This window comes from Simplicispira hankyongi, from assembly GCF_003570885.1.
GTDB lineage: Bacteria > Pseudomonadota > Gammaproteobacteria > Burkholderiales > Burkholderiaceae_C > Simplicispira > Simplicispira hankyongi.
On record NZ_QXJC01000007.1, the window covers coordinates 201,484 to 221,488 of the forward strand.

Below are 20,005 nucleotides of genomic sequence, written 5' to 3' on the forward strand. Positions count from 1 at the left end.
CCCTTTGAATCCGATTCTGCACAGTGCGCAGCGCCCTCACTGCCGCCAGAAAAAGATTGCTGTCATCACCAGACCCGTCAGCACAATGCCGCCACGCAGCCAGGGCGCGGGAATGCGCCGAGCCACCCGCGCGCCGCCATAGCCGCCAGCGGTGGCGGCCACCATCATCATCAGCGCCTGGGGCCACAGCACCACGCCGCCTGCAGCGTAGATGGCGACGGCAATGGCGGTGAGCAGGGCCGAGACCCAGTTTTTGAGCCCGTTCATGGCGTTCAGGTTGGTCTGGCCGAGCAGCCCGAACAGCGCCAGCAGCAAGATACCGAGCCCGCCGTTGAAGTAGCCGCCGTAGGCCGCAACGACCAGCACGCCCGCCGTCGCTTTGGCGGTGGATGGCTTGCCCCCCGCCGTCCATTCGCGCAGCTTGGGGCCGAGCGCAAACAGCAGCGTGGCGGCCAGCAGCAGCCAGGGCACGATAACGGAAAACAGGTCGTTGGACGTGACCAGCAGCAGGCCTGCGCCCGCCGCACCGCCGACGAGCGAGAGCACCACCAGACGCGGCATGGAGAGCCCTGGCGGCGGCTGCGTGTCTTCGCGAAAGCCCCAGGCACCGGCCATGTAGCCGGGCAGTAGAGCGACGGTGCCGGTGGCGTTGGCCACCACGGGGGGCACGCCGACGAACACCAGCGCGGGCAGCGTCAGAAAGCTGCCGCCCCCGGCAACGGCATTGAGAGCGCCAGCGACGAAGGCAGCGGTGAGAAGCAAGGAGGTATCGAACATGGGGCGGTGTCGGGCTGGCGGCATGCCGGCTCAAGGACGGCCTGTATCGTAGGTTCAAATTTTGGGAGTTACTGGCCGAATTACCTGCAAATTGGTTTGCATTGCTGTGTCTGAGAGCTGCCTGGCAGGAGGCGCCATTCCCACCCAAGTTCGCCTGCGTTGCCGTCCCGCCTATCTGTGTACCGGACTGCGCCGCACCTTACGCTTGCGCGTAGGGGTCGGCAAAACCGAGCTCACCCAGGATGGCGGTTTCGTACGCTTCCATCTCCTGGGCATCCTGCGCGCTGGTCTCATGGTCCCAGCCTTGGGCGTGCAGGGCGCCGTGCACCAGCAGGTGGGCGTAGTGCTCTTCCAGGGTTTTGTTCTGCTCCAGCGCCTCGCGCGCCACCACCGGGGCGCACAGCACCAGGTCGGCCAGCACGACGGGTTCCTGCGCATAGTCGAAGGTGAGGACGTTGGTGGCGTAGTCTTTTTGGCGGTAGTCGCGGTTGAGCTGGCGGCCTTCGTCCTCATTGACGATGCGCACGGTGATCTCGGCATCGGAGGAAAGGGCGTGGCGAATCCAGCGCGCCACCCGGTGGCGCGCCAGCACGGCGCGGTGCTCGGGGGCGGCGGCAAAGCGCGCGAATTGCAGGGACAAGGCAAGTGCAGGCAGAGCCATATATTTATAGTGTTTTAGGCCTCTAGCGCTTATCCGATAAGCGTTAGCAGCTATATAAAAACTAGCGACTACGTCGCCCGCGCACGCCCCGCCCGCCCGGCGGCGTCGTAGGCGTCCACAATGCGCGCCACCAGGGGGTGGCGCACCACGTCCGCACTGGTAAAGCGCGTCACCGAAATGCCTTTGATGCGCTTCAAGATGCGTTCGGCTTCGACCAGGCCGCTCATCGCGCCCTTGGGCAGGTCGATCTGGCTCACGTCGCCAGTCACCACGGCTTTGGCGCCAAAGCCGATGCGGGTGAGGAACATCTTCATCTGCTCGGGCGTGGTGTTCTGCGCTTCGTCCAGGATGACGAAGGCGTTGTTCAGCGTGCGCCCGCGCATGAAGGCCAGCGGCGCGATTTCGAGCTGGTTGCGCTCGAACGCCTTTTGCACCTTGTCGTAGCCCATCAGCTCGTACAGCGCGTCGTAGAGCGGGCGCAGGTAGGGGTCCACTTTCTGCGCTAAATCGCCTGGCAGGAAACCCAGGCGTTCGCCCGCTTCCACGGCAGGCCGAGTGAGCACGATGCGCTGCACGGCCGAGCGCTCCAGCGCATCGACGGCGCAGGCCACGGCCAGATACGTCTTGCCGGTGCCCGCCGGGCCGATGCCCAGGCTGATGTCGTGCGTGGCGATGTTGGCCAGGTACTGCGCCTGGGTGGCGGTGCGGGCGCGCAGGTCGGCGCGGCGCGTGGTGAGCTGCGAACCATCCACAAGGGCATCGGCCAACTCGCTGTCGCCGGCCAGCATGAGCTGGACCGTTTCGTCGCTCACCGGGCGCTCGGCGATTTCGTAAACCGCCTGCAGCATCTCCATGGCCTGCGTGGCGCGTGCCTTGGGGCCATCCACCTTGAACTGCTCGTGCCGGTGCGCAATGCTGACTTGCAGCGCCGCCTCGATGGTGCGCAAGTGGCAGTCGGCCGGGCCGCACAGGTGCGAGAGGCGCGCGTTGTTGTGGGGAGTGAAGGTGTGGCGCAGGATCACGCTGATAATTCCGGGCGGTAAGGCAAACGGTGAAGCGCCACACGCGCTGTCAGCGCGATTTGCACGGTGTGCGCAAAGTGACAAGAAGGACTGCAATGATAGGCAAGTTGACCGGCACCCTGCTGGAGAAGAATCCCCCCGAGGTATTGATCGATTGCCAGGGCGTGGGTTACGAGGTGCAGGTGCCCATGAGCACCTTCTACAACCTGCCGGCGCTGGGCGAGCGCGTCAGCCTGCTGACGCAGTTCATTGTGCGTGAGGATGCGCAACTGTTGTACGGTTTTGCCAGTGTGCAAGAGCGCGCCGCTTTCCGCGAGCTGATCAAGGTGGCCGGCGTCGGCCCGCGCACGGCGCTGGCGGTACTCTCTGGCATGGGCGTGGCCGATCTGGCGCAGGCCATCACCTTGCAGGAGGCGGGGCGTCTGGTGAAAGTGCCTGGCATCGGCAAGAAGACCGCCGAACGCTTGTTGCTGGAGCTTAAAGGTAAGCTGGGCGCCGAGCTCTCAGGCACGGCGGCCCTGGCCACCAGTGATGCACAGGCCGATATTTTGCAGGCGCTGCTGGCGCTGGGTTACAACGACAAGGAAGCGGCAGCGGCGCTCAAGGCGCTGCCGGTGGATGTGGCGGTGGGCGATGGCATCCGGCTGGCGCTGAAAAGCCTGGCGAAATAGCGGGGGCATCCCTAATGGTTCGAGGAAAACGAGGTGCGTATGCGATGGATCTGGCGTGACAAGTGGCAATGGGTAGCGGTGCTGTTGGCGGTGGCCGGTTTGGCTGGCTGCGGTGGGGGTGGGGAAGCGGAGCCGCCGCCACCGTCGGCACCGATCCTGAAAGTGGAATCGCGCACGCAGGCGCTGGGTGTGCAAGACGTTCCGGCCATCAAGTCGCGCGCTATGGTGAAGGGCTATGGATCGGGCCCCGTTCCTGTTCAGATTGCATTGGGCCCGCTTGATCTTTCAAAATCGGCGGCGCTACAGGATTCTGGCGCGCAATTGATTGGCCTGGCGCGGCCGATCAAGGCAACGGATTCTCCTGCGGCATTGGCAGCGCAGCTGCACTGGCAAGCCACGCCTGATGGGGGACTCGTATCGGCCTTGAGCGTTTCTGCAGAGGGCGCGCATGGTCTTCGGATGGCACTCCAAGTGGACTCTTTGCCAGGCAACGCCATGGTGCGCGTGTACAGCCAGGACCATCCCGAAACGGTTTTTGAAATCTCGGGCCAGCAAATTCTCCAATCCATCGACCGCAATCTGGCTGCCGGTGGCATGGGCGTGGATGCCCATACCTGGTGGACGCCCGAGTTGGGCTCCGCTGAGCAGACCCTGGAGATCGAGTTGCCGCGCGGCACCTCCGCAGACATGCTGCGGGTGTCCGTGCCGCAGGTTTCCCATATCTTTGAGGATCTTTCTTTGCCTTCGCAGGAGGCACTTAGCCCCACGATCAAAGTCACCGATCCGTGCAACCTTGATGCGACCTGCCACGACGATGTGGCGAACCTGCGCGATGCGGTTGCGCGAATGATTTTTACCAATGCAGGGCAGACTTACGCATGCACGGGAACGCTGCTCAACGACAGCCAATCTTCAGGAACGCCGTATTTTCTGAGTGCCAACCACTGCATTTCGAGCCAAACGGTAGCAAGCACGTTGCAAACAGATTGGTTTTACCGATCTGCGACTTGCAACAGTCAAGTACTTTCGTCTGCTTCGACCCGTCGGCTTGGCGGTGCAACCCTGCTCTATGCGAGTGCGGCGAGCGATACCTCTTTCATGCGACTCGTTGACACACCGCCTCCGGGGGCTGTGTTCGCCGGCTGGGATGCGGCAGCACAACTGGCCGGGGAAAGCGTGGTTGGTTTGCACCATCCGCAAGCGGATTTCCTGAAGGTGAGCTACGGCAGCATTGGTAGCCAAACCAACTGCGCGAGCACATCCAGCACGCAATTCAGTTGCACAGGGACCAGCGGCAACTTTTACCGTGTGCTTTGGACCAGTGGCACCACCCAGGGCGGGAGCAGCGGGTCGGCACTGTTCCATGGCAATTACGTCGTGGGAACCTTGTATGGAGGCGACGCCTCCTGCTCTTTGGCGGGGACTGCAGACTACTACGGTCGCTTCGATATTGCCTATGCGGCGGGACTTAAACAATGGCTGGGTGCTGCCACTGTGCCGGCGCGGACACCGGTATTTCGCTTTTTCAACACGCAAACAGGTGCGCATTTTTATACCGCGAGTGCCGATGAGCGAGATTTTGTGATTCGCACTTATCCGGTGTTTCAGTATGAGAACGTCGCGTTCTACGCGTACCTGAACGCGTCGTCTGGCATGAACCCGGTCTTCCGCTTTTTCAACACAGCCAGTGGAGCGCACTTCTACACCATCAGTGCCGGCGAGCGAGATTTTGTGGAGGCGACATATCCAACTTTTCGTTACGAAGGGCCAAGTTGGTACGCGCAAACGATCGCTGGCAATGGCGCCACGCCGATGTTCCGCTTTTTCAACACGCGCACTGGCGCACACTTCTACACCATCAGCAGTGCCGAGCGTGATTTTGTCGTTGCCAGCTACCCGGATTTCCGTTACGAGGGAACGGCCTACTTTGCGTGGACCACGCCATGATGGACGGAGGATGGCTTGCGCACCCACCTTTCGATACCGTGTGGGTTAGCACAGTCTCGGCATGGTCTTGAATTACCGCCCTGTACCCTATAGTGATCTGCTTCAAGGCAGTGCACTACTCCCGTGACCATCCAGACCGACGACTTCGCGCCCGCGCCGCCCAAGCGCGTTATTTCTGCCGCCCCCGCGTCACCGCAGGAAGAGGCCATAGAGCGCGCCCTGCGCCCCAAGCTGCTGCAGGAGTATGTGGGCCAGGCCAAGGCGCGCGAGCAGTTGGAGATCTTCATTGGTGCCGCCAAAAAGCGCGGTGAGGCGCTCGACCACGTGCTGCTGTTTGGCCCCCCTGGCCTGGGCAAGACCACGCTCAGCCACATCATCGCTGCCGAACTCGGGGTGAACCTGCGCCAGACCAGCGGTCCGGTGTTGGAAAAACCCAAGGACCTGGCGGCGCTCCTGACCAATCTGGAGCGCAACGATGTGCTCTTTATCGACGAGATCCATCGCCTCAGCCCCGTGGTCGAGGAAATCCTCTACCCCGCTCTGGAGGATTACCAGATCGACATCATGATTGGCGAAGGCCCGGCGGCGCGTTCCATCAAGCTCGATCTGCAGCCTTTCACATTGGTGGGTGCCACGACACGCGCCGGCATGCTGACCAATCCGCTGCGCGACCGCTTTGGCATCGTCGCGCGGCTGGAGTTTTATACGCCTGAAGAACTGGCGCGCATCGTCAGGCGCAGTGCCGGGCTGCTGGGAACCCCCATGGACGACGCCGGTGGTTTCGAGCTGGCGCGGCGCTCGCGCGGGACGCCGCGCATTGCCAACCGGCTGCTGCGCCGCGTGCGCGACTATGCCGAGGTCAAGGGCGAAGGCCACATCACCCAGGATATTGCCAACCGGGCGCTCGCCATGCTGGACGTAGACCCGCAGGGCTTTGACGTGATGGACAGAAAGCTTTTGGAGGCGCTGATTCACCGCTTTGACGGCGGCCCGGTGGGGTTGGACAACATTGCCGCCAGCATTGGCGAAGAGGCCGGCACGATTGAAGACGTGATTGAGCCCTACCTGATTCAGCAAGGCTATTTGCAGCGCACCACGCGCGGCCGCGTGGCCACGCTGGCCGCCTACCGCCATTTGGGCGTGACGCCGCCGCAAGCGGCTGGCGGTCTGTTCGACGCCGGGGCGTCGCAGTGACATTGCCTCGGCGCACGCTGTGGCTGTTGGGCGCCGCGCTGGGGCTGGGTGGTTTGGCGGTGGCGCTCGCCATTTGGCTGCGCGGGCCGCAGGCCGATGTTGTGCAGGTGCAGCGCGCGCCGCTTGTGCGCACGCTGCAGTTTTCCGCCCGCGTCGCGACGCTCTCGCGCGTGGATATTGGCAGCACCCTCACTGGCCGCGTGGTGCAGGTGCTGGTGGTCGAAGGCGACCGCGTGCAGGCAGGCAATGCGCTGATCCAACTCGAAGACCAGGAATGGCGCGCCGCACTCGCCCAAGCCAGGGCCGCGGAGCAGCAGGCCCATGCACACCTGACGGGCCTGCGCAGCAGCGGCCGCGCGGCTTCGCAGGCTGGCCTCGCGCAGGCCGAGGCCGGCCTGCATGCCGCCAAGGCGGCCCTGGCGCGCGCGCAGCAGTTGGTGGCCCAGGGGTTTTACAGCGCCGCCCAACTTGATGAGGCGCGCCGCGCTGCCGATGTCGCGCAGGCGCAAACCAACAGTGCGCGCGCCCAGGTGCAGGCCAATGCCGACGCGGGCAGCGACGTGGTGCAGGCCATGGCACAGTTGGAAGTTGCCCACGCCGCGACACAGGCCGCGCAGGCGCGGCTGGCCCAGGCCACGCTGCGCGCACCCACCAACGCCCGCGTGCTGGTGCGGAGCGTTGAGCCTGGGCAGATCGTGCAGCCCGGCAAGGCCTTGCTGAGCCTGGCGCTGGCCGGCCCGACGCAGCTTGTCGCCCAGGTGGACGAGCGCTTTCTGGAGCAACTGCGGCCCGGCCAGAGTGCCGCCGTCGTGGCCGACGCTTTCCCGAACCAGCGCTTTGCCGCGCGCGTGCTGAGCCTGGCGCCGGCGGTGGACGCGCAGCGCGGCGCCATCGAAGTGAAATTCGCACTTGCCACCGAGGCCCCAGCGTTTCTGCGCGAGGACATGACGCTGTCGGTGGAGGTGGAAACCGCAAGAAGAGACAGCACCCTGGTGCTGCCGCAGACAGCGCTGCGCGCGCCGCCTGTGGGCGACCAGGCCGAAGTGCTGGTGGTGCAGGCGGGCCGTGCGCGCATGCGCAAGGTGCGGCTGGGCCTGCGCACCCTGGGCGCCGTCGAGGTGCTGGGCGGCCTTGCCGAAGGGGATACCGTGCTGCAAAGCGCTGCGGGTGTGCAACCCGGCGCCCATGTGCGCAGCCGCGTGGTCGATTGGACGCCCGCTGCCAGCGACCCGGCTGCGCGCGCCGAAGATGCCGGCTCGGCTATTTTCAATACCATGGGGAACTGACAGCCCATGCTGCGCTGGCCCGGCTTTGAACTGCGCGTGGCCCTGCGCTTTTTGCGTGAGGGGCGCATGCAGACCGTGCTCATCGTCGTCGGGGTGGCGGCAGGCGTCGCGGTGGTGGCCTATATCTCGGCGCTAATCAGCGGCCTGCAATCGAACACGCTCGCCAAGACACTCGGTGCCCAGGCGCACATCACGCTCCAGGTGCCCGACGATGTTGTCACGCCGGCGGCGCTGCCCCGGCCCGGTGCTGCGGTGCTGAGCGACACCCAGCCGCGCGCCCAGCGCCTGCGTTCGGTGGCCAACTGGCAGGCACTGGTGCCGCTTTTGGAGCGTCGGCCCAATGTGGCCGGCGTCTCGCCCATGGTTTCGGGCGCGGGGCTGGCGCTGCGCGGCGAGGCGGTGCAATCCATCGCGCTGATGGGTGTCGACCTGGACCGCTACGACCGCGTTGTCGGCCTGCGCAGCAAGGTGGTCAGCGGCGTGGCACGGCTGGAACCGGGCGAGGCCATCATCGGGCGCGAGCTGGCGCACGACCTGGGCGTGCACGCGGGCGACCGCTTTACGGTACAGACGGGTGGGCGCAGCGAGTCGCTGCGCACCACGGCGCTGGTGGACCTGGGCGTCAAGGATTTGAACCGGCGCACGGTGATCGTGCCGCTGCGTGAGGCGCAGAACCTGCTGGCCTTGCCCGGTGGCGCCACCAGCCTCGATCTGACGCTGCACGACGTCTGGGTGGCGCAGACCATGGCGCGCGATCTGCGCGCACAGTTTCCCTACAAAATCGAGAGCTGGCAGGAGAACAACGCGCAGCTCGTCGCCGCGCTGAACGCCCAGTCCGTTGCCACCGGCATCATTCGCGGCGTGGTGCTGGCTGTCGTGGTGCTGGGCATTGCCAGCGTGCTGGTGGTGTCGGTCGTTCAAAAGCGCCGCGAGATTGGCATCCTACGCGCCATGGGCGCCACGCGCGGGCAGATCATGCGGGTGTTTCTGGTGCAGGGCGCCGTGGTCGGCGCGGTGGGCTCGCTGCTCGGCCTGCTGCTCGCGGTAGCACTCATTTTTGTGTTTACGCGCTTCGTGCATGGCTCGGACGGGCGCCCGTTGTTTGACATTCACCTGCTCCCTGCAACCGCGCTGCTGGTGGCACTGATTGCTACCGTGTGCGGGGTACTGGCGGCCATTGCGCCTGCGCGCAGCGCCGCCCGGCTGGATCCGGCGCAGGCTATTCGTATTTGATCCATGGCTGCGCCGCCCGGAACACCAGCGCTGATTGCGCTCTCCTGTATCAAGAAAAGCTACAACATCGGGCACCCCAGCGAGGCCGAAATACTGCACGGGCTGGACCTGCAGGTCGCAGCAGGCGAGTTCATCGCGCTCATGGGCCCCTCGGGTTCGGGCAAGAGCACGCTGCTGAACATTTTGGGATTGCTGGAGCGCGCTACTTCAGGCGACTACCGCCTGCAGGGGGAGACCGTCCAAAACCTCGACGATGCCGCGCTCACGCTGCGGCGGCGCCACACGCTGGGCTTTGTGTTCCAGTTTCACCACCTGCTGCCAGCCTTTTCGGCGCTGGAGAACGTCACGCTGCCGGCGCTGATGGGCAAGGGGCGCGTCAGCAGCCAGCAGCGCGAGCGTGCGCGCAGCCTGCTGGACGCCGTCGGCCTTGCCCATGCCATGGACAAGCGGCCCGGCGAGCTCTCAGGCGGTATGCAGCAGCGCGTGGCCATTGCCCGTGCCCTGGTGCTGGACCCGCCGCTGGTGCTGGCCGACGAGCCCACGGGCAATCTGGATACCGCCGCGTCCAGCGAGGTGTTTGCGCTCCTGCGGCGCATGCATGCCGAGCGTGGCACCAGCTTCATCATCGTCACCCACGACCCGCGCCTGGCTGCGCACTGCGACCGGCTGGTGGAACTGGTGGACGGACGCATCGCCCGCGATGAAGCGATGGTGCAAGGCGTGGAGCCGGTTCCCAGCAGCTTGCCCGCGCCGCTACCGTGACCAGCGGCATGCGGGAACCATCAAAAAAGTGAGCTGTCAGCGCTTACTACATAAGCGGTAGAGGCTGATTTGACTGATATTTTCCACGCACTTGGCCATCGGCACGGCCCTGCTTACTGCCAGCCAAAGCGGCGGATATAGAAGCGCTTGAGCACCGTGGTCAGCGTGGCGTAGCCCAGCAAGATCGCCACCAGCGCGCCAAAGTAGGGCAGCGGCAGCGCCTGCAGCTTGAAGTAATCGGCCAGCGGCCCCATGGGCAGAAACACGCCCACGGCCATGACCAGCACGGTCATGCCCATCAGCGGCCAGGCGGCGCGGCTCTGGAGGAAGGGCAGCTTGGGCGTGCGGATCATGTGCACGATCAGCGTCTGCGTCAGCAGGCCGACGACGAACCAGCCCGACTGGAACAGCGTTTGCGACGCCAGCGTGTTGGCCTTGAAGACCCACCACATCAGCGCAAAAGTGAGGATATCGAACACTGAGCTGATGGGGCCGAAGAACACCATGAAGCGCCCCAGATCCTGCGGGTTCCAGCGCAGCGGCTGGCGCACCAGCTCTTCATCGACATTGTCGAACGGAATGGCGATCTGCGAGATGTCGTAGAGCAGGTTCTGCACCAGCAGCTGGATCGGCAGCATGGGCAGGAACGGCAAGAAGGCGCTGGCCACCAGCACCGAGAACACGTTGCCGAAGTTTGAGCTGGCCGTCATGCGGATGTACTTGAGCATGTTGCTGAAGGTCTTGCGGCCTTCCACCACGCCCTCTTCGAGCACCATCAGGCTCTTTTCGAGCAGGATGATGTCCGCTGCCTCCTTGGCAATGTCCACCGCGCTGTCCACGCTGATGCCGATGTCGGCGGCCCGCAGCGCCGGCGCGTCGTTGATGCCGTCGCCCATGAAGCCGACGATATGCCCGTTGGCGCGCAGCGCCCGCACGATGCGCTCCTTGTGCAGCGGCGTGAGCTTGGCGAACAGGTCGTGCTGCTCCACCAGCCGGCGCAGACCGGCCTCGTCCAGGTCTTCGATCTGCGCGCCCAGCACCACGCCATTGACCGGCAGGCCGACGTCGCGGCACACCTTGGCGGCCACCAGATCGTTGTCGCCGGTCAGCACCTTCACGGCCACGCCGTGCGCGGCCAGCGCCTGCAGGGCCGGGGCGGCGGATTCTTTTGGTGGATCGAGAAAGGCGATGTAGCCGATCAGCGTCAGATCGGCCTCGTCGGCCACGCTGTAGACGGCCTTGCTCGGCGGCACCTCCTTGACGGCCACGGCGACCACGCGCAGGCCCTCTTGGTTGAGTGCGCCGGTCACGGCCTGCACGCGCGCCAGCAGCGCGGTGTCGAGCGCCAGCACCTGCGCACCGTCCTGGATGTGGCTGCAGGCGGCCAGCACTTCTTCGACCGCACCCTTGCAGATCAGCTCGTGGTGATCGCCCTTCTCGGACACCACCACCGACATGCGCCGACGCTGAAAGTCAAACGGGATTTCATCGACCTTGCGGTAATCCTCGCTGACGCGCAGCGCGGTCTGCAACTCCACGTGTTCGAGCACGGCGCGGTCCAGCAGGTTCTTCAGCCCGGTCTGGTAATGGCTGTTGAGGAAAGCAAACTTCAGCACCTCCTCAGAGACCACACCAAACACATTGGTGTGGCGCTCGAGCACGATCTTGTCCTGCGTCAGCGTGCCGGTCTTGTCGGTACACAGCACGTCCATGGCGCCAAAGTTCTGGATCGCGTCCAGGCGCTTGACCACCACCTTCTTGCGCGACAGCACCACGGCGCCCTTGGCCAGGGTTGAGGTGACGATCATGGGCAGCATCTCGGGCGTCAGGCCCACGGCCACCGACAAGGCAAACAAAAAGGCCTCGACCCAGTCGCCCTTGGTGACGCCGTTGATGACAAACACGATAGGCACCATCACCAGTGCAAACCGGATCAGCACCCAGCTGACGTTGTTCACCCCGGTCTGGAAGGCCGTGGGCGTGCGGTCGGCTGCGGTGACGCGCGTGGCGATGGTGCCGAAATACGTGCCGTTGCCGGTGGCGAGCACCAGCGCGGTGGCCGCACCAGAGACCACGTTGGTGCCCATGAACAGCAGGTTGGCGGCGTCCAGCACGCTCTCGGTATTCTCAGCATTCTTGGCCGCATCGGCATGCTTCTCGATGGGCAGCGACTCACCGGTCATGGCCGCCTGGCTGACGAACAGGTCCTTGGATACCAGTACGCGGCAGTCGGCCGGAATCATGTCGCCAGCCGACAGAATGATCAGGTCGCCAGGCACGAGCTGCGCGATGGGCAGCTCTTGCTGCGCGCTGGCGCCGCCTGCTGCGTCTGCTGCGCCGGCTTCGCTGCGGCGCAGCACCGTGGCGGTGTTGCTGACCAGGGCCTTGAGCCGTTCGGCTGCGCGGTGCGAGCGGCCCTCCTGGACAAAGCGCATCAGCGTCGACAGCACCACCATGCTGCCGATCACGACCGTGGCTTTGGCGTCTTCCGTGAGCCACGAAATCACGGCCAGCGCCGTCAGCAGCAGGTTGAACGGGTTTTGGTAACAGTGCCACAGGTGCAGCCAGGCCGGCAGGGGTTTTTCATGCTCGACCTCATTGGGGCCGACGTGCGCGCGGATGTCCGCGGCCTCGGCGTCGGTCAGGCCACGCGCCTGGCTGCCGGCGCGCGCCAGCAAGGCTGCCGTGCTGTCCTTGCTGGCTTGACGCAGTGCCTGTGTCAGCGCTGGGGGTACCGCCACGGCATGGCCGTGCGTATTGAGCGACTCCAACATCAGGCGGCGCCGGAAATGCCGCAGCGTGTGGCGGCTGCGCAGGAACAGGGCAAAGCGGGCTTTGAAGAATTGCAGGGCCATTTCTTTCTTCCAGAACACGGGAGCGTCGCGGCCGGGCGGATTCTCAGCCTCCTGGCGTGGCGGCGGGCACAGGCCTGTCAAGCCTGGCCTGCGCGGGGCAGGAAAGCATCAGGGATTCAGGCGAGGCATCGCCAGGGCGCGGGCAAGCGCCGGGATGTCAGAAACCAGGGGCAGCAGCCGCGGACCGGACCGCGCCCCGTGCGCGGGACTCAGTCGGCCAGAAGCGCTGCCTTGGCGGCACGCTGTAAATCACTGGAAGAACTGGCACAGTCCACGCGGGGGGCTCCAAAAATCGGGGTGCGCGATTGTTGCACAGCAGCATTGCAGGTGCAATAACGCATCCGCCTGTCCGAAGGGTGGATTTGCGCTACTGAAAAAATAGCTTTAAGCGCTTGTTCTATAAGCGCTAGAGCCCAATATCTATGGGATATTTAATCGCTGCGGCTCCCACAGGCGCGGGTTGCCTGCAGGATTTTTTCTAGGGTGGCGCTCCCAGAACGCATGGGCTCACGTTCCCAGGGGCAAGGCCCTCATGGGCACGAGCTGGAACGCCTGCCCGGTAGCGCCGGTCGGCCCGTCAAGAGGGCTGTCTGGCGGCACATCCTTCGAGCTTGCGGTAGATGGTCTGCCGGCTGATACCCAACTGGCGCGCGGCCTGGGTGACATTGCCGCGCGTGCTTTGCAGGGCCTGCTGGATGGCGGCGTGCGAGAGCTCCTGCAGGTTCAGCGTGGCGCTCTGGGCCGGTACCGGGCCTGCAGGGCACGGTGCTGTGACGGCATTGTTCAAAGGAAGGGACAAGGCGGCGATCAGGTCATCAGGCATATGCCCCCAGTCCAGCGTATCCTCCTCGTCGCCCAGCATGGCGCAGGCCGTGCGCAGCACGCTGGCGACCTGGCGCAGATTGCCGGGCCAGGCGTAACCGGCCAGCCGTGCATACAGATCGGGCGCCAACTGCAGCGCGCGCTCCGGGTGCAGATCGTGCAGCAGGCGCTGCGCGAGCGCCGCGAAGTCGCTGCGCTCACGCAGCGCCGGCAACTGCACCGTCAGGCCATTGATGCGGTAGTACAGGTCTTGCCGGAACCGCCCCTGCGCCGCGGCTTCCAGCAACTGGCAGTGCGTGGCGCAGACAAGAGCAAAGTCCACCGGCACTGCCGTACCCGAGCCGACCGGCGTAACGCTGCGCTCCTGCAGCACGCGCAGCAACCGGGTCTGCATGGGCAGTGGCATATCGCCAATCTCATCGAGAAACAGCGTGCCGCCATGCGCTTCGCGCAGGCGCCCCAGGCTGCCCTCCTTGCGCGCGCCGGTAAAAGCCCCGCCCACGTAGCCAAACAGCTCGGCCTCGATCAGGGATTCCGGAATGGCGCCGCAGTTGATGGCGACAAAGGGCGCTGCATGCCGCGGACCGCTGGCATGCAAGGCGCGCGCAAACACCTCCTTGCCCACGCCGCACTCCCCCTGGATCAGCACCGCGATAGGCTTGCCCACCACGCGGCGCACCTTGTCGGCGGCGGCGCGCCAGCGGGCATCACCCGTGTCGATCTGGGCCAGCGCATCGCCCGCGGGCTGTGCCGGCTGAAGGTGCGCCGCACTGCTCGCGCGGCGCGTGGGCCAGGTAGCCGCATCCGCCTGCAGCTGGGCAAACAGCGTGGCGCCGCTGTGCAAGCGAAGCATGTGGGTCTGCGAGGACCGGCGCTGGTGGCGGGTGAGCAGATCATCGAGCCGCACATCGAGTACGCGTTCGAGCAGCGTCGCGCCGATGTCACCGGTCTGCAGACCCAACTGCGTCAGGGCCACGCGGTTGGCGCCGACGATCCAGCCATCCTCGGAGACCACCACAATGCCTTCCGCCACGCTGCCAATCCCTTCGGGCTGCGTGTGCAGGTGCAGCCGAAGGTTGCGCTGGCAGGTGGCCACCAGCAGGCGGTTCTCGATCATGCGGGCGGCCGTACTGACCAGGCCCAGCGTATGCCCATGGGCCTGGCCGCTGCGGTGGTCGCCAGAAATATCCAGGATCCCCAGCAGATCGCCCGTGGCCGACAGAATGGGCGAAGCCGCGCAGGTCAGGAAACTGTTGCGCTCCAGGAAATGCTCGGAGCCGTGTATCTGCACGGCGCTGCCCTCGACCAGGGCCGTGCCAATGGCATTCGTGCCGCGATCCTCTTCGTGCCAGGACGCCCCGCAGGCCAGCGCCACGCGCGCCGCCTTGTCGGCGAAAAGCGGGTCGCCCAGCGTATGCACCAGCATGCCGCGCGGGTCGGCCAGCACGACCACACTCTGGCTGTGGCGCACCTGGTCAAACACATACTCCATGATGGGGCGTGAATGCGCCAAGAGCGCATGGCTGGCCGAGAGGGCCTGGCGCAGGCTGCCGCTGCTTGCGGGCTCGGGCGCCAGCACCCGGCCAGTGGGCACCAGCCCCGCCGCCATGCTGCGTGACCACGAACGCGTCAGGCGTTCATGGACCAGGCCACCCGGGCACTGGCCCGATTCCAGCAGATGTTGCCTGGCCTGGCGCAAGGCGATGGGAGTGGGGATCGATGGCATGTGTTGTCTCCTGCGCGGGTGCTGGGGTGCCCCGCTTTTTGGCGCCAGTATGGGCGGCTCGCCACCCGGAGGCAACTGTGCATTGCCTCCAAGCCCACCGAGTGTTCCACCTTGTGACAGTTGTCGCGCTGTGGAGCGTCGTCGCCAAGGGCCAGCGCACCGTATGCCAGCCTATTCGGGCGCGGTCTTCGGGGTTTCTGGGTTGCGGGCTTGACGGCCTGTATCAGGTGCCATTGCACCGCTATACAGCGTTTTCCGCATATTGGATGTCGCGCAAGGCACACAACTTGCTACCCATGCTCCCTAGAAGCGGATTTGACTCAGGGCCGAACCAAGCACCCCGAAGCTGACACCTACTTTCAATTCTATCGAAGTGGGTCGCCAAGGGTCGTCGCAAGGGGCAATTGGTTGCCCAGGCGGCAGAGGTTGGGCGAGTGGTCGGTGACGTTCCTGTGGGTAGGCATGACTTCATTCATTAGCAAATAAAAGGAGACGACGATGAAGAATTTGAACGCGCTGGCCATCAGCATCTCGGTGCTGGGCGCTTTGGCCACTTTTCTTGCCCTCGGGCCTTTCAGCGGGGTGTACCTGATATGGGCTGTGTTCGTGGCCTGGGGGGCTTTCTACGCGCTGGGCGCGGATCTGGCCGCGCTGCAAAAACTGATTGTCTGTGGCGTTTTCGGAGCGTTGGTGGCTTGGGTGGTTGCGGTGGCGATTCTTGCTCTGCCGTTCGCGGGGCTTCTGGGTCTGCCTCTGTGGGCGGCGCTGGCGGTGGGGGTTGGCGTGGTGGTCGTGGTGCTGGCGGCCAACGTGCCGGCACTGGCGACGATTCCTGCCACGGTGTTTGGCTTTGCCTCCACCTTTGCGTACCTGCTGCAAACCCCCGACATGCTCAAGCTTGACGTGCTGCTCTCGGCAACCTTGAAAAACTCGCTGATCGTGGTCTCTCTGTCGCTGGTGGTAGGGGGGCTCTTCGGCCTGGTGTCGGCGCGCTGGGGCGCTGCGATGACGAAAGCGTAGGCGCCATTCGGTCTACCGCGATTTTCATTGTGGTTAGGGGGAATCAAGCGGCCACACAGGCCGCTTGATTCTTTTCGATCCGCTGTTGCCCCATTGGGAGAAGTACGCGTATGCAAGCTCAACAAATGCTGCCGATTGAAGAATTTGGTTTGGCGGTGGGCCTGCGTTTGCCTTGGCGAGCCAGCAAATGCACGGTAAACGAAGTCTCCAAAACGATCCACCTGTGGATCACCAACCAAGGCCTGGCGACCGCCGAGCAACGGCGCCTGTGGTTTGCTCCAAAAGCGGCGCGAGCGCCCAGCAAAATCACCAGTGCTGAAGACAAGCAATGGCGCCATGTGGATTGCATGACCTACAGCTGTGTCGTCCATACCTGCGACCCGCTGCAGCCTGACGACCATGAACTGGACTGGCTGGGTCTGCCCAACAGCCCGTTCACCAAGTGCCTGGCAAAGAGAATCTTCCAACTGCTGATGGAAGGCGTCGACATGCAGGTCATTTGCGAGGTGCTGCGCATTCCGTTTGCCGAACTCTGGAAGTTCAAGTTTGACCTGGACAATGGACTGCTGAACTTCGAATACCAACCATCGGTGCGGCGCAGGGCGAAATTTCAGTCCGAATCCCAGCCGCCAGCGGCGATACAGGCTGCTGCGCCGGATGCCAAAGCAGTGGAGACGGCCATCCTGGTTCCCGACGTGTCTGATCCAGTGTGGGAACATTTGATTACTGGGAAGCTGAGCATCGATATCAAGACACTCAGTCTTCAGCTCTTGCTAACGAAGCTGCGGCAACAAGTCAGCCAGTTGCAAAGTGCGGACGTGAAGATCATGAAACTGCGTGAACTGCATCGCTATGTGGAGCGGCATCAGCGCGTGCTCGGGCATGAACTGGCCCAACTCAAACCGTTCTAAGTAGGGAATCGAACATGAATGTCTTGAACCAAGCCCTGCTTGAACCGAGCGAGGCGGCGGCGCTCATTGCCAGTGGGGGGTACCTCGCCATCGCGGGCGACGAAGCGGTTCTGGCAGGTCTTCCCAGGGGCAACTGGATTGGCGGCACGATTGCTTACTTCATGGCGCAGGAGGGTGGACAAACCACCCGCGGGAAAGTCTTCGTGACCAAACTCGATGCCTTTGGTCTCCTCCCGACTATCACCCAGTACGACGCGCAGCATCTGCCGTCGGTGTGCCAGGATGGGCCTGACAACGGTTACAGCCTGATCATTCTTCCCGCATTTTCCAGAATTCATTACGAATTCGCCAAGAACGCACCCATGTACGAAGACATGTACATGAAGCCCCTGGTAGGTTGGATCTCTGGTGCTCATCTAGATGACCTGGCCACGTGCAAGCCCAAGACCTTGGACGGGCGCACGGGTGAGCTGTTCGAAGACCGGGCCGTGGTGCTGCATGTTCCCTTGCCAGACAACATCAGCGTCAATGTGAGCATTGTGAATCTGTTCAAGCAAGGCAGTGGTGATGTCATCTATTTCGAAAAAGAAGGCTTCAGTGCATCTACCTGTGTCATTAACCAGAGGCCAGTGTCTTTTGCGAAGTACTTGAAGGAGATGGGCCACGACACGCGCTTGCCCCTGGTGGCCGATTACAACGGTGCCAGCGTCAATGTGAGCTTCAAGGCGGTCAATCTGCAGGACGCGACCGTAGATTTCTATGGCCCCGTTTTCCCTAAGGTCGCGTACCGGCTGGCCGATTCGTTCCACGTCGACTATGAGGCAGCCTTCGCCCAGGCCAGCGCCGATCTGCCCGAGGCCAGTTTTTCCTGCAACTGCATTCTCAATTACCTCTATGGGGAACTTGAAGGCAAACACACCGGGCAGGTGATTGGTCCGATGACTTTTGGCGAAGTGGCCTACCAGTTGCTGAACCAGACCATGGTGCAGATGACCTTGGAAAGGCACTGACGAGTGCGGCTCGCCAAGGGGCAGGTCACGCAGAACAAGTCCCTCAGACACTGCGCGGCTGTCTGGCGGCGCTGCCTTCGAGCTTGCGGTAGATGGTCTGCCGGCTGATACCCAACTGGCGCGCGGCCTGGGTGACATTGCCGCGCGTGCTTTGCAGGGCCTGCTGGATGGCGGCGTGCGAGAGCTCCTGCAGGTTCAGCGTAGCGCTCTGGGCCGGCACTGGGCCTGCAGGGCACGGTGCCGCGACGGCATTGTTCAAAGGAAGGGACAAGGCGGCGATCAGGTCATCAGGCATATGCCCCCAGTCCAGCGTATCCTCCTCGTCGCCCAGCATGGCGCAGGCCGTGCGCAGCACGCTGGCGACCTGGCGCAGATTGCCGGGCCAGGCGTAACCGGCCAGCCGTGCATACAGATCGGGCGCCAACTGCAGCGCGCGCTCCGGGTGCAGATCGTGCAGCAGGCGCTGCGCGAGCGCCGCGAAGTCGCTGCGCTCACGCAGCGCCGGCAACTGCACCGTCAGGCCATTGATGCGGTAGTACAGGTCTTGCCGGAACCGCCCCTGCGCCGCGGCTTCCAGCAACTGGCAGTGCGTGGCGCAGACAAGAGCAAAGTCCACCGGCACTGCCGTACCCGAGCCGACCGGCGTAACGCTGCGCTCCTGCAGCACGCGCAGCAACCGGGTCTGCATGGGCAGTGGCATATCGCCAATCTCATCGAGAAACAGCGTGCCGCCATGCGCTTCGCGCAGGCGCCCCAGGCTGCCCTCCTTGCGCGCGCCGGTAAAAGCCCCGCCCACGTAGCCAAACAGCTCGGCCTCGATCAGGGATTCCGGAATGGCGCCGCAGTTGATGGCGACAAAGGGCGCTGCATGCCGCGGACCGCTGGCATGCAAGGCGCGCGCAAACACCTCCTTGCCCACGCCGCACTCCCCCTGGATCAGCACCGCGATAGGCTTGCCCACCACGCGGCGCACCTTGTCGGCGGCGGCGCGCCAGCGGGCATCACCCGTGTCGATCTGGGCCAGCGCATCGCCCGCGGGCTGTGCCGGCTGAAGGTGCGCCGCACTGCTCGCGCGGCGCGTGGGCCAGGTAGCCGCATCCGCCTGCAGCTGGGCAAACAGCGTGGCGCCGCTGTGCAAGCGAAGCATGTGGGTCTGCGAGGACCGGCGCTGGTGGCGGGTGAGCAGATCATCGAGCCGCACATCGAGTACGCGTTCGAGCAGCGTCGCGCCGATGTCACCGGTCTGCAGACCCAACTGCGTCAGGGCCACGCGGTTGGCGCCGACGATCCAGCCATCCTCGGAGACCACCACAATGCCTTCCGCCACGCTGCCAATCCCTTCGGGCTGCGTGTGCAGGTGCAGCCGAAGGTTGCGCTGGCAGGTGGCCACCAGCAGGCGGTTCTCGATCATGCGGGCGGCCGTACTGACCAGGCCCAGCGTATGCCCATGGGCCTGGCCGCTGCGGTGGTCGCCAGAAATATCCAGGATCCCCAGCAGATCGCCCGTGGCCGACAGAATGGGCGAAGCCGCGCAGGTCAGGAAACTGTTGCGCTCCAGGAAATGCTCGGAGCCGTGTATCTGCACGGCGCTGCCCTCGACCAGGGCCGTGCCAATGGCATTCGTGCCGCGATCCTCTTCGTGCCAGGACGCCCCGCAGGCCAGCGCCACGCGCGCCGCCTTGTCGGCGAAAAGCGGGTCGCCCAGCGTATGCACCAGCATGCCGCGCGGATCGGCCAGAACGACCACACTCTGGCTGTGGCGCACCTGGTCAAACACATATTCCATGATGGGGCGTGAATGCGCCAAGAGCGCATGGCTGGCCGACAAGGCCTGGCGCAGGCTGCCGCTGCTTGCGGGCTCGGGCGCCAGCACCCGGCCAGTGGGCACCAGCCCCGCCGCCATGCTGCGTGACCACGAACGCGTCAGGCGTTCATGGACCAGGCCACCCGGGCACTGGCCCGATTCCAGCAGATGTTGCCTGGCCTGGCGCAAGGCGATGGGAGTGGGGATCGATGGCATGTGTTGTCTCCTGCGCGGGTGCTGGGGTGCCCCGCTTTTTGGCGCCAGTATGGGCGGCTCGCCACCCGGAGGCAACTGTGCATTGCCC

General features: G+C 64.6%; 15 protein-coding genes. 9 read left to right on the plus strand and 6 right to left on the minus strand.

What is annotated here, in order from left to right; genetic code table 11:
- Positions 1-36: 36 nt before the first annotated feature.
- The 3 genes from D3F03_RS14530 to D3F03_RS14540 form a co-directional block, all read right to left on the minus strand.
- Complete coding sequence (locus D3F03_RS14530; RefSeq protein ID WP_119110136.1) at positions 37-777, minus strand: sulfite exporter TauE/SafE family protein; 741 nt, start codon at positions 775-777, stop codon at positions 37-39.
- A 199-nt stretch (positions 778-976) separates the two neighbouring features.
- Entirely contained in the window at positions 977-1,438 is a 462-nt protein-coding gene (ybeY, locus tag D3F03_RS14535; protein WP_119110137.1) for an rRNA maturation RNase YbeY, read from the minus strand.
- 68 nt (positions 1,439-1,506) lie between these two features.
- Complete coding sequence (locus tag D3F03_RS14540; RefSeq protein ID WP_119110138.1) at positions 1,507-2,460, minus strand: PhoH family protein; 954 nt, start codon at positions 2,458-2,460, stop codon at positions 1,507-1,509.
- Between the two features lie 95 nt (positions 2,461-2,555).
- Between D3F03_RS14540 and ruvA the strand changes: the two genes are divergently transcribed.
- The 6 genes from ruvA (at position 2,556) to D3F03_RS14570 (ending at position 9,553) form a co-directional block, all read left to right on the plus strand.
- Positions 2,556-3,131 (plus strand): Holliday junction branch migration protein RuvA, encoded by a 576-nt coding sequence (gene ruvA, locus D3F03_RS14545; RefSeq protein WP_119110139.1) that lies wholly within the window; start codon positions 2,556-2,558, stop codon positions 3,129-3,131.
- A 39-nt stretch (positions 3,132-3,170) separates the two neighbouring features.
- A complete protein-coding gene (locus tag D3F03_RS14550; protein WP_119110140.1) occupies positions 3,171-5,078 on the plus strand; it encodes a trypsin-like peptidase domain-containing protein in 1,908 nt (635 codons plus the stop codon).
- A gap of 123 nt (positions 5,079-5,201) precedes the next feature.
- Positions 5,202-6,272 carry a Holliday junction branch migration DNA helicase RuvB gene (gene ruvB / locus D3F03_RS14555; RefSeq protein ID WP_119110141.1) on the plus strand — a complete coding sequence of 357 codons (1,071 nt, stop codon included), beginning with the start codon at positions 5,202-5,204 and terminating at the stop codon, positions 6,270-6,272.
- Positions 6,269-7,558 carry an efflux RND transporter periplasmic adaptor subunit gene (locus D3F03_RS14560; protein ID WP_245960638.1) on the plus strand — a complete coding sequence of 430 codons (1,290 nt, stop codon included), beginning with the start codon at positions 6,269-6,271 and terminating at the stop codon, positions 7,556-7,558. The genes ruvB and D3F03_RS14560 overlap by 4 nt, the downstream gene beginning before the upstream one ends.
- A 6-nt stretch (positions 7,559-7,564) precedes the next feature.
- Positions 7,565-8,791: an ABC transporter permease gene (locus tag D3F03_RS14565; RefSeq protein WP_119110143.1), complete on the plus strand. Its 1,227-nt coding sequence runs from the start codon at positions 7,565-7,567 to the stop codon at positions 8,789-8,791.
- Positions 8,792-8,794: 3 nt separating this feature from the next.
- Positions 8,795-9,553 (plus strand): ABC transporter ATP-binding protein, encoded by a 759-nt coding sequence (locus tag D3F03_RS14570; RefSeq protein ID WP_119110144.1) that lies wholly within the window; start codon positions 8,795-8,797, stop codon positions 9,551-9,553.
- A 113-nt stretch (positions 9,554-9,666) separates the two neighbouring features.
- Here D3F03_RS14570 and mgtA read toward each other — a convergent pair whose 3' ends face one another.
- Positions 9,667-12,402, minus strand: coding sequence for a magnesium-translocating P-type ATPase (mgtA, locus tag D3F03_RS14575; RefSeq protein ID WP_425453145.1), 2,736 nt, complete (start codon positions 12,400-12,402; stop codon positions 9,667-9,669).
- A gap of 583 nt (positions 12,403-12,985) precedes the next feature.
- Positions 12,986-14,956: a sigma-54-dependent Fis family transcriptional regulator gene (locus D3F03_RS14580; protein ID WP_119110145.1), complete on the minus strand. Its 1,971-nt coding sequence runs from the start codon at positions 14,954-14,956 to the stop codon at positions 12,986-12,988.
- A 498-nt stretch (positions 14,957-15,454) separates the two neighbouring features.
- On the opposite strand from D3F03_RS14580, the gene D3F03_RS14585 reads away from it, so the two are divergent.
- The 3 genes from D3F03_RS14585 (at position 15,455) to D3F03_RS14595 (ending at position 17,897) form a co-directional block, all read left to right on the plus strand.
- Complete coding sequence (locus D3F03_RS14585; RefSeq protein WP_119110146.1) at positions 15,455-15,976, plus strand: DUF1097 domain-containing protein; 522 nt, start codon at positions 15,455-15,457, stop codon at positions 15,974-15,976.
- Positions 15,977-16,086: 110 nt separating this feature from the next.
- On the plus strand, positions 16,087-16,887 hold the full coding sequence (locus D3F03_RS14590) for a hypothetical protein (protein ID WP_119110147.1): 801 nt from the start codon (positions 16,087-16,089) through the stop codon (positions 16,885-16,887).
- A 14-nt stretch (positions 16,888-16,901) separates the two neighbouring features.
- A complete protein-coding gene (locus D3F03_RS14595; protein WP_119110148.1) occupies positions 16,902-17,897 on the plus strand; it encodes a DUF6976 family protein in 996 nt (331 codons plus the stop codon).
- Between the two features lie 43 nt (positions 17,898-17,940).
- On the opposite strand, the gene D3F03_RS14600 is transcribed toward D3F03_RS14595, so the two are convergent.
- Entirely contained in the window at positions 17,941-19,917 is a 1,977-nt protein-coding gene (locus D3F03_RS14600; RefSeq protein WP_119110149.1) for a sigma-54-dependent Fis family transcriptional regulator, read from the minus strand.
- Positions 19,918-20,005: the final 88 nt, after the last annotated feature.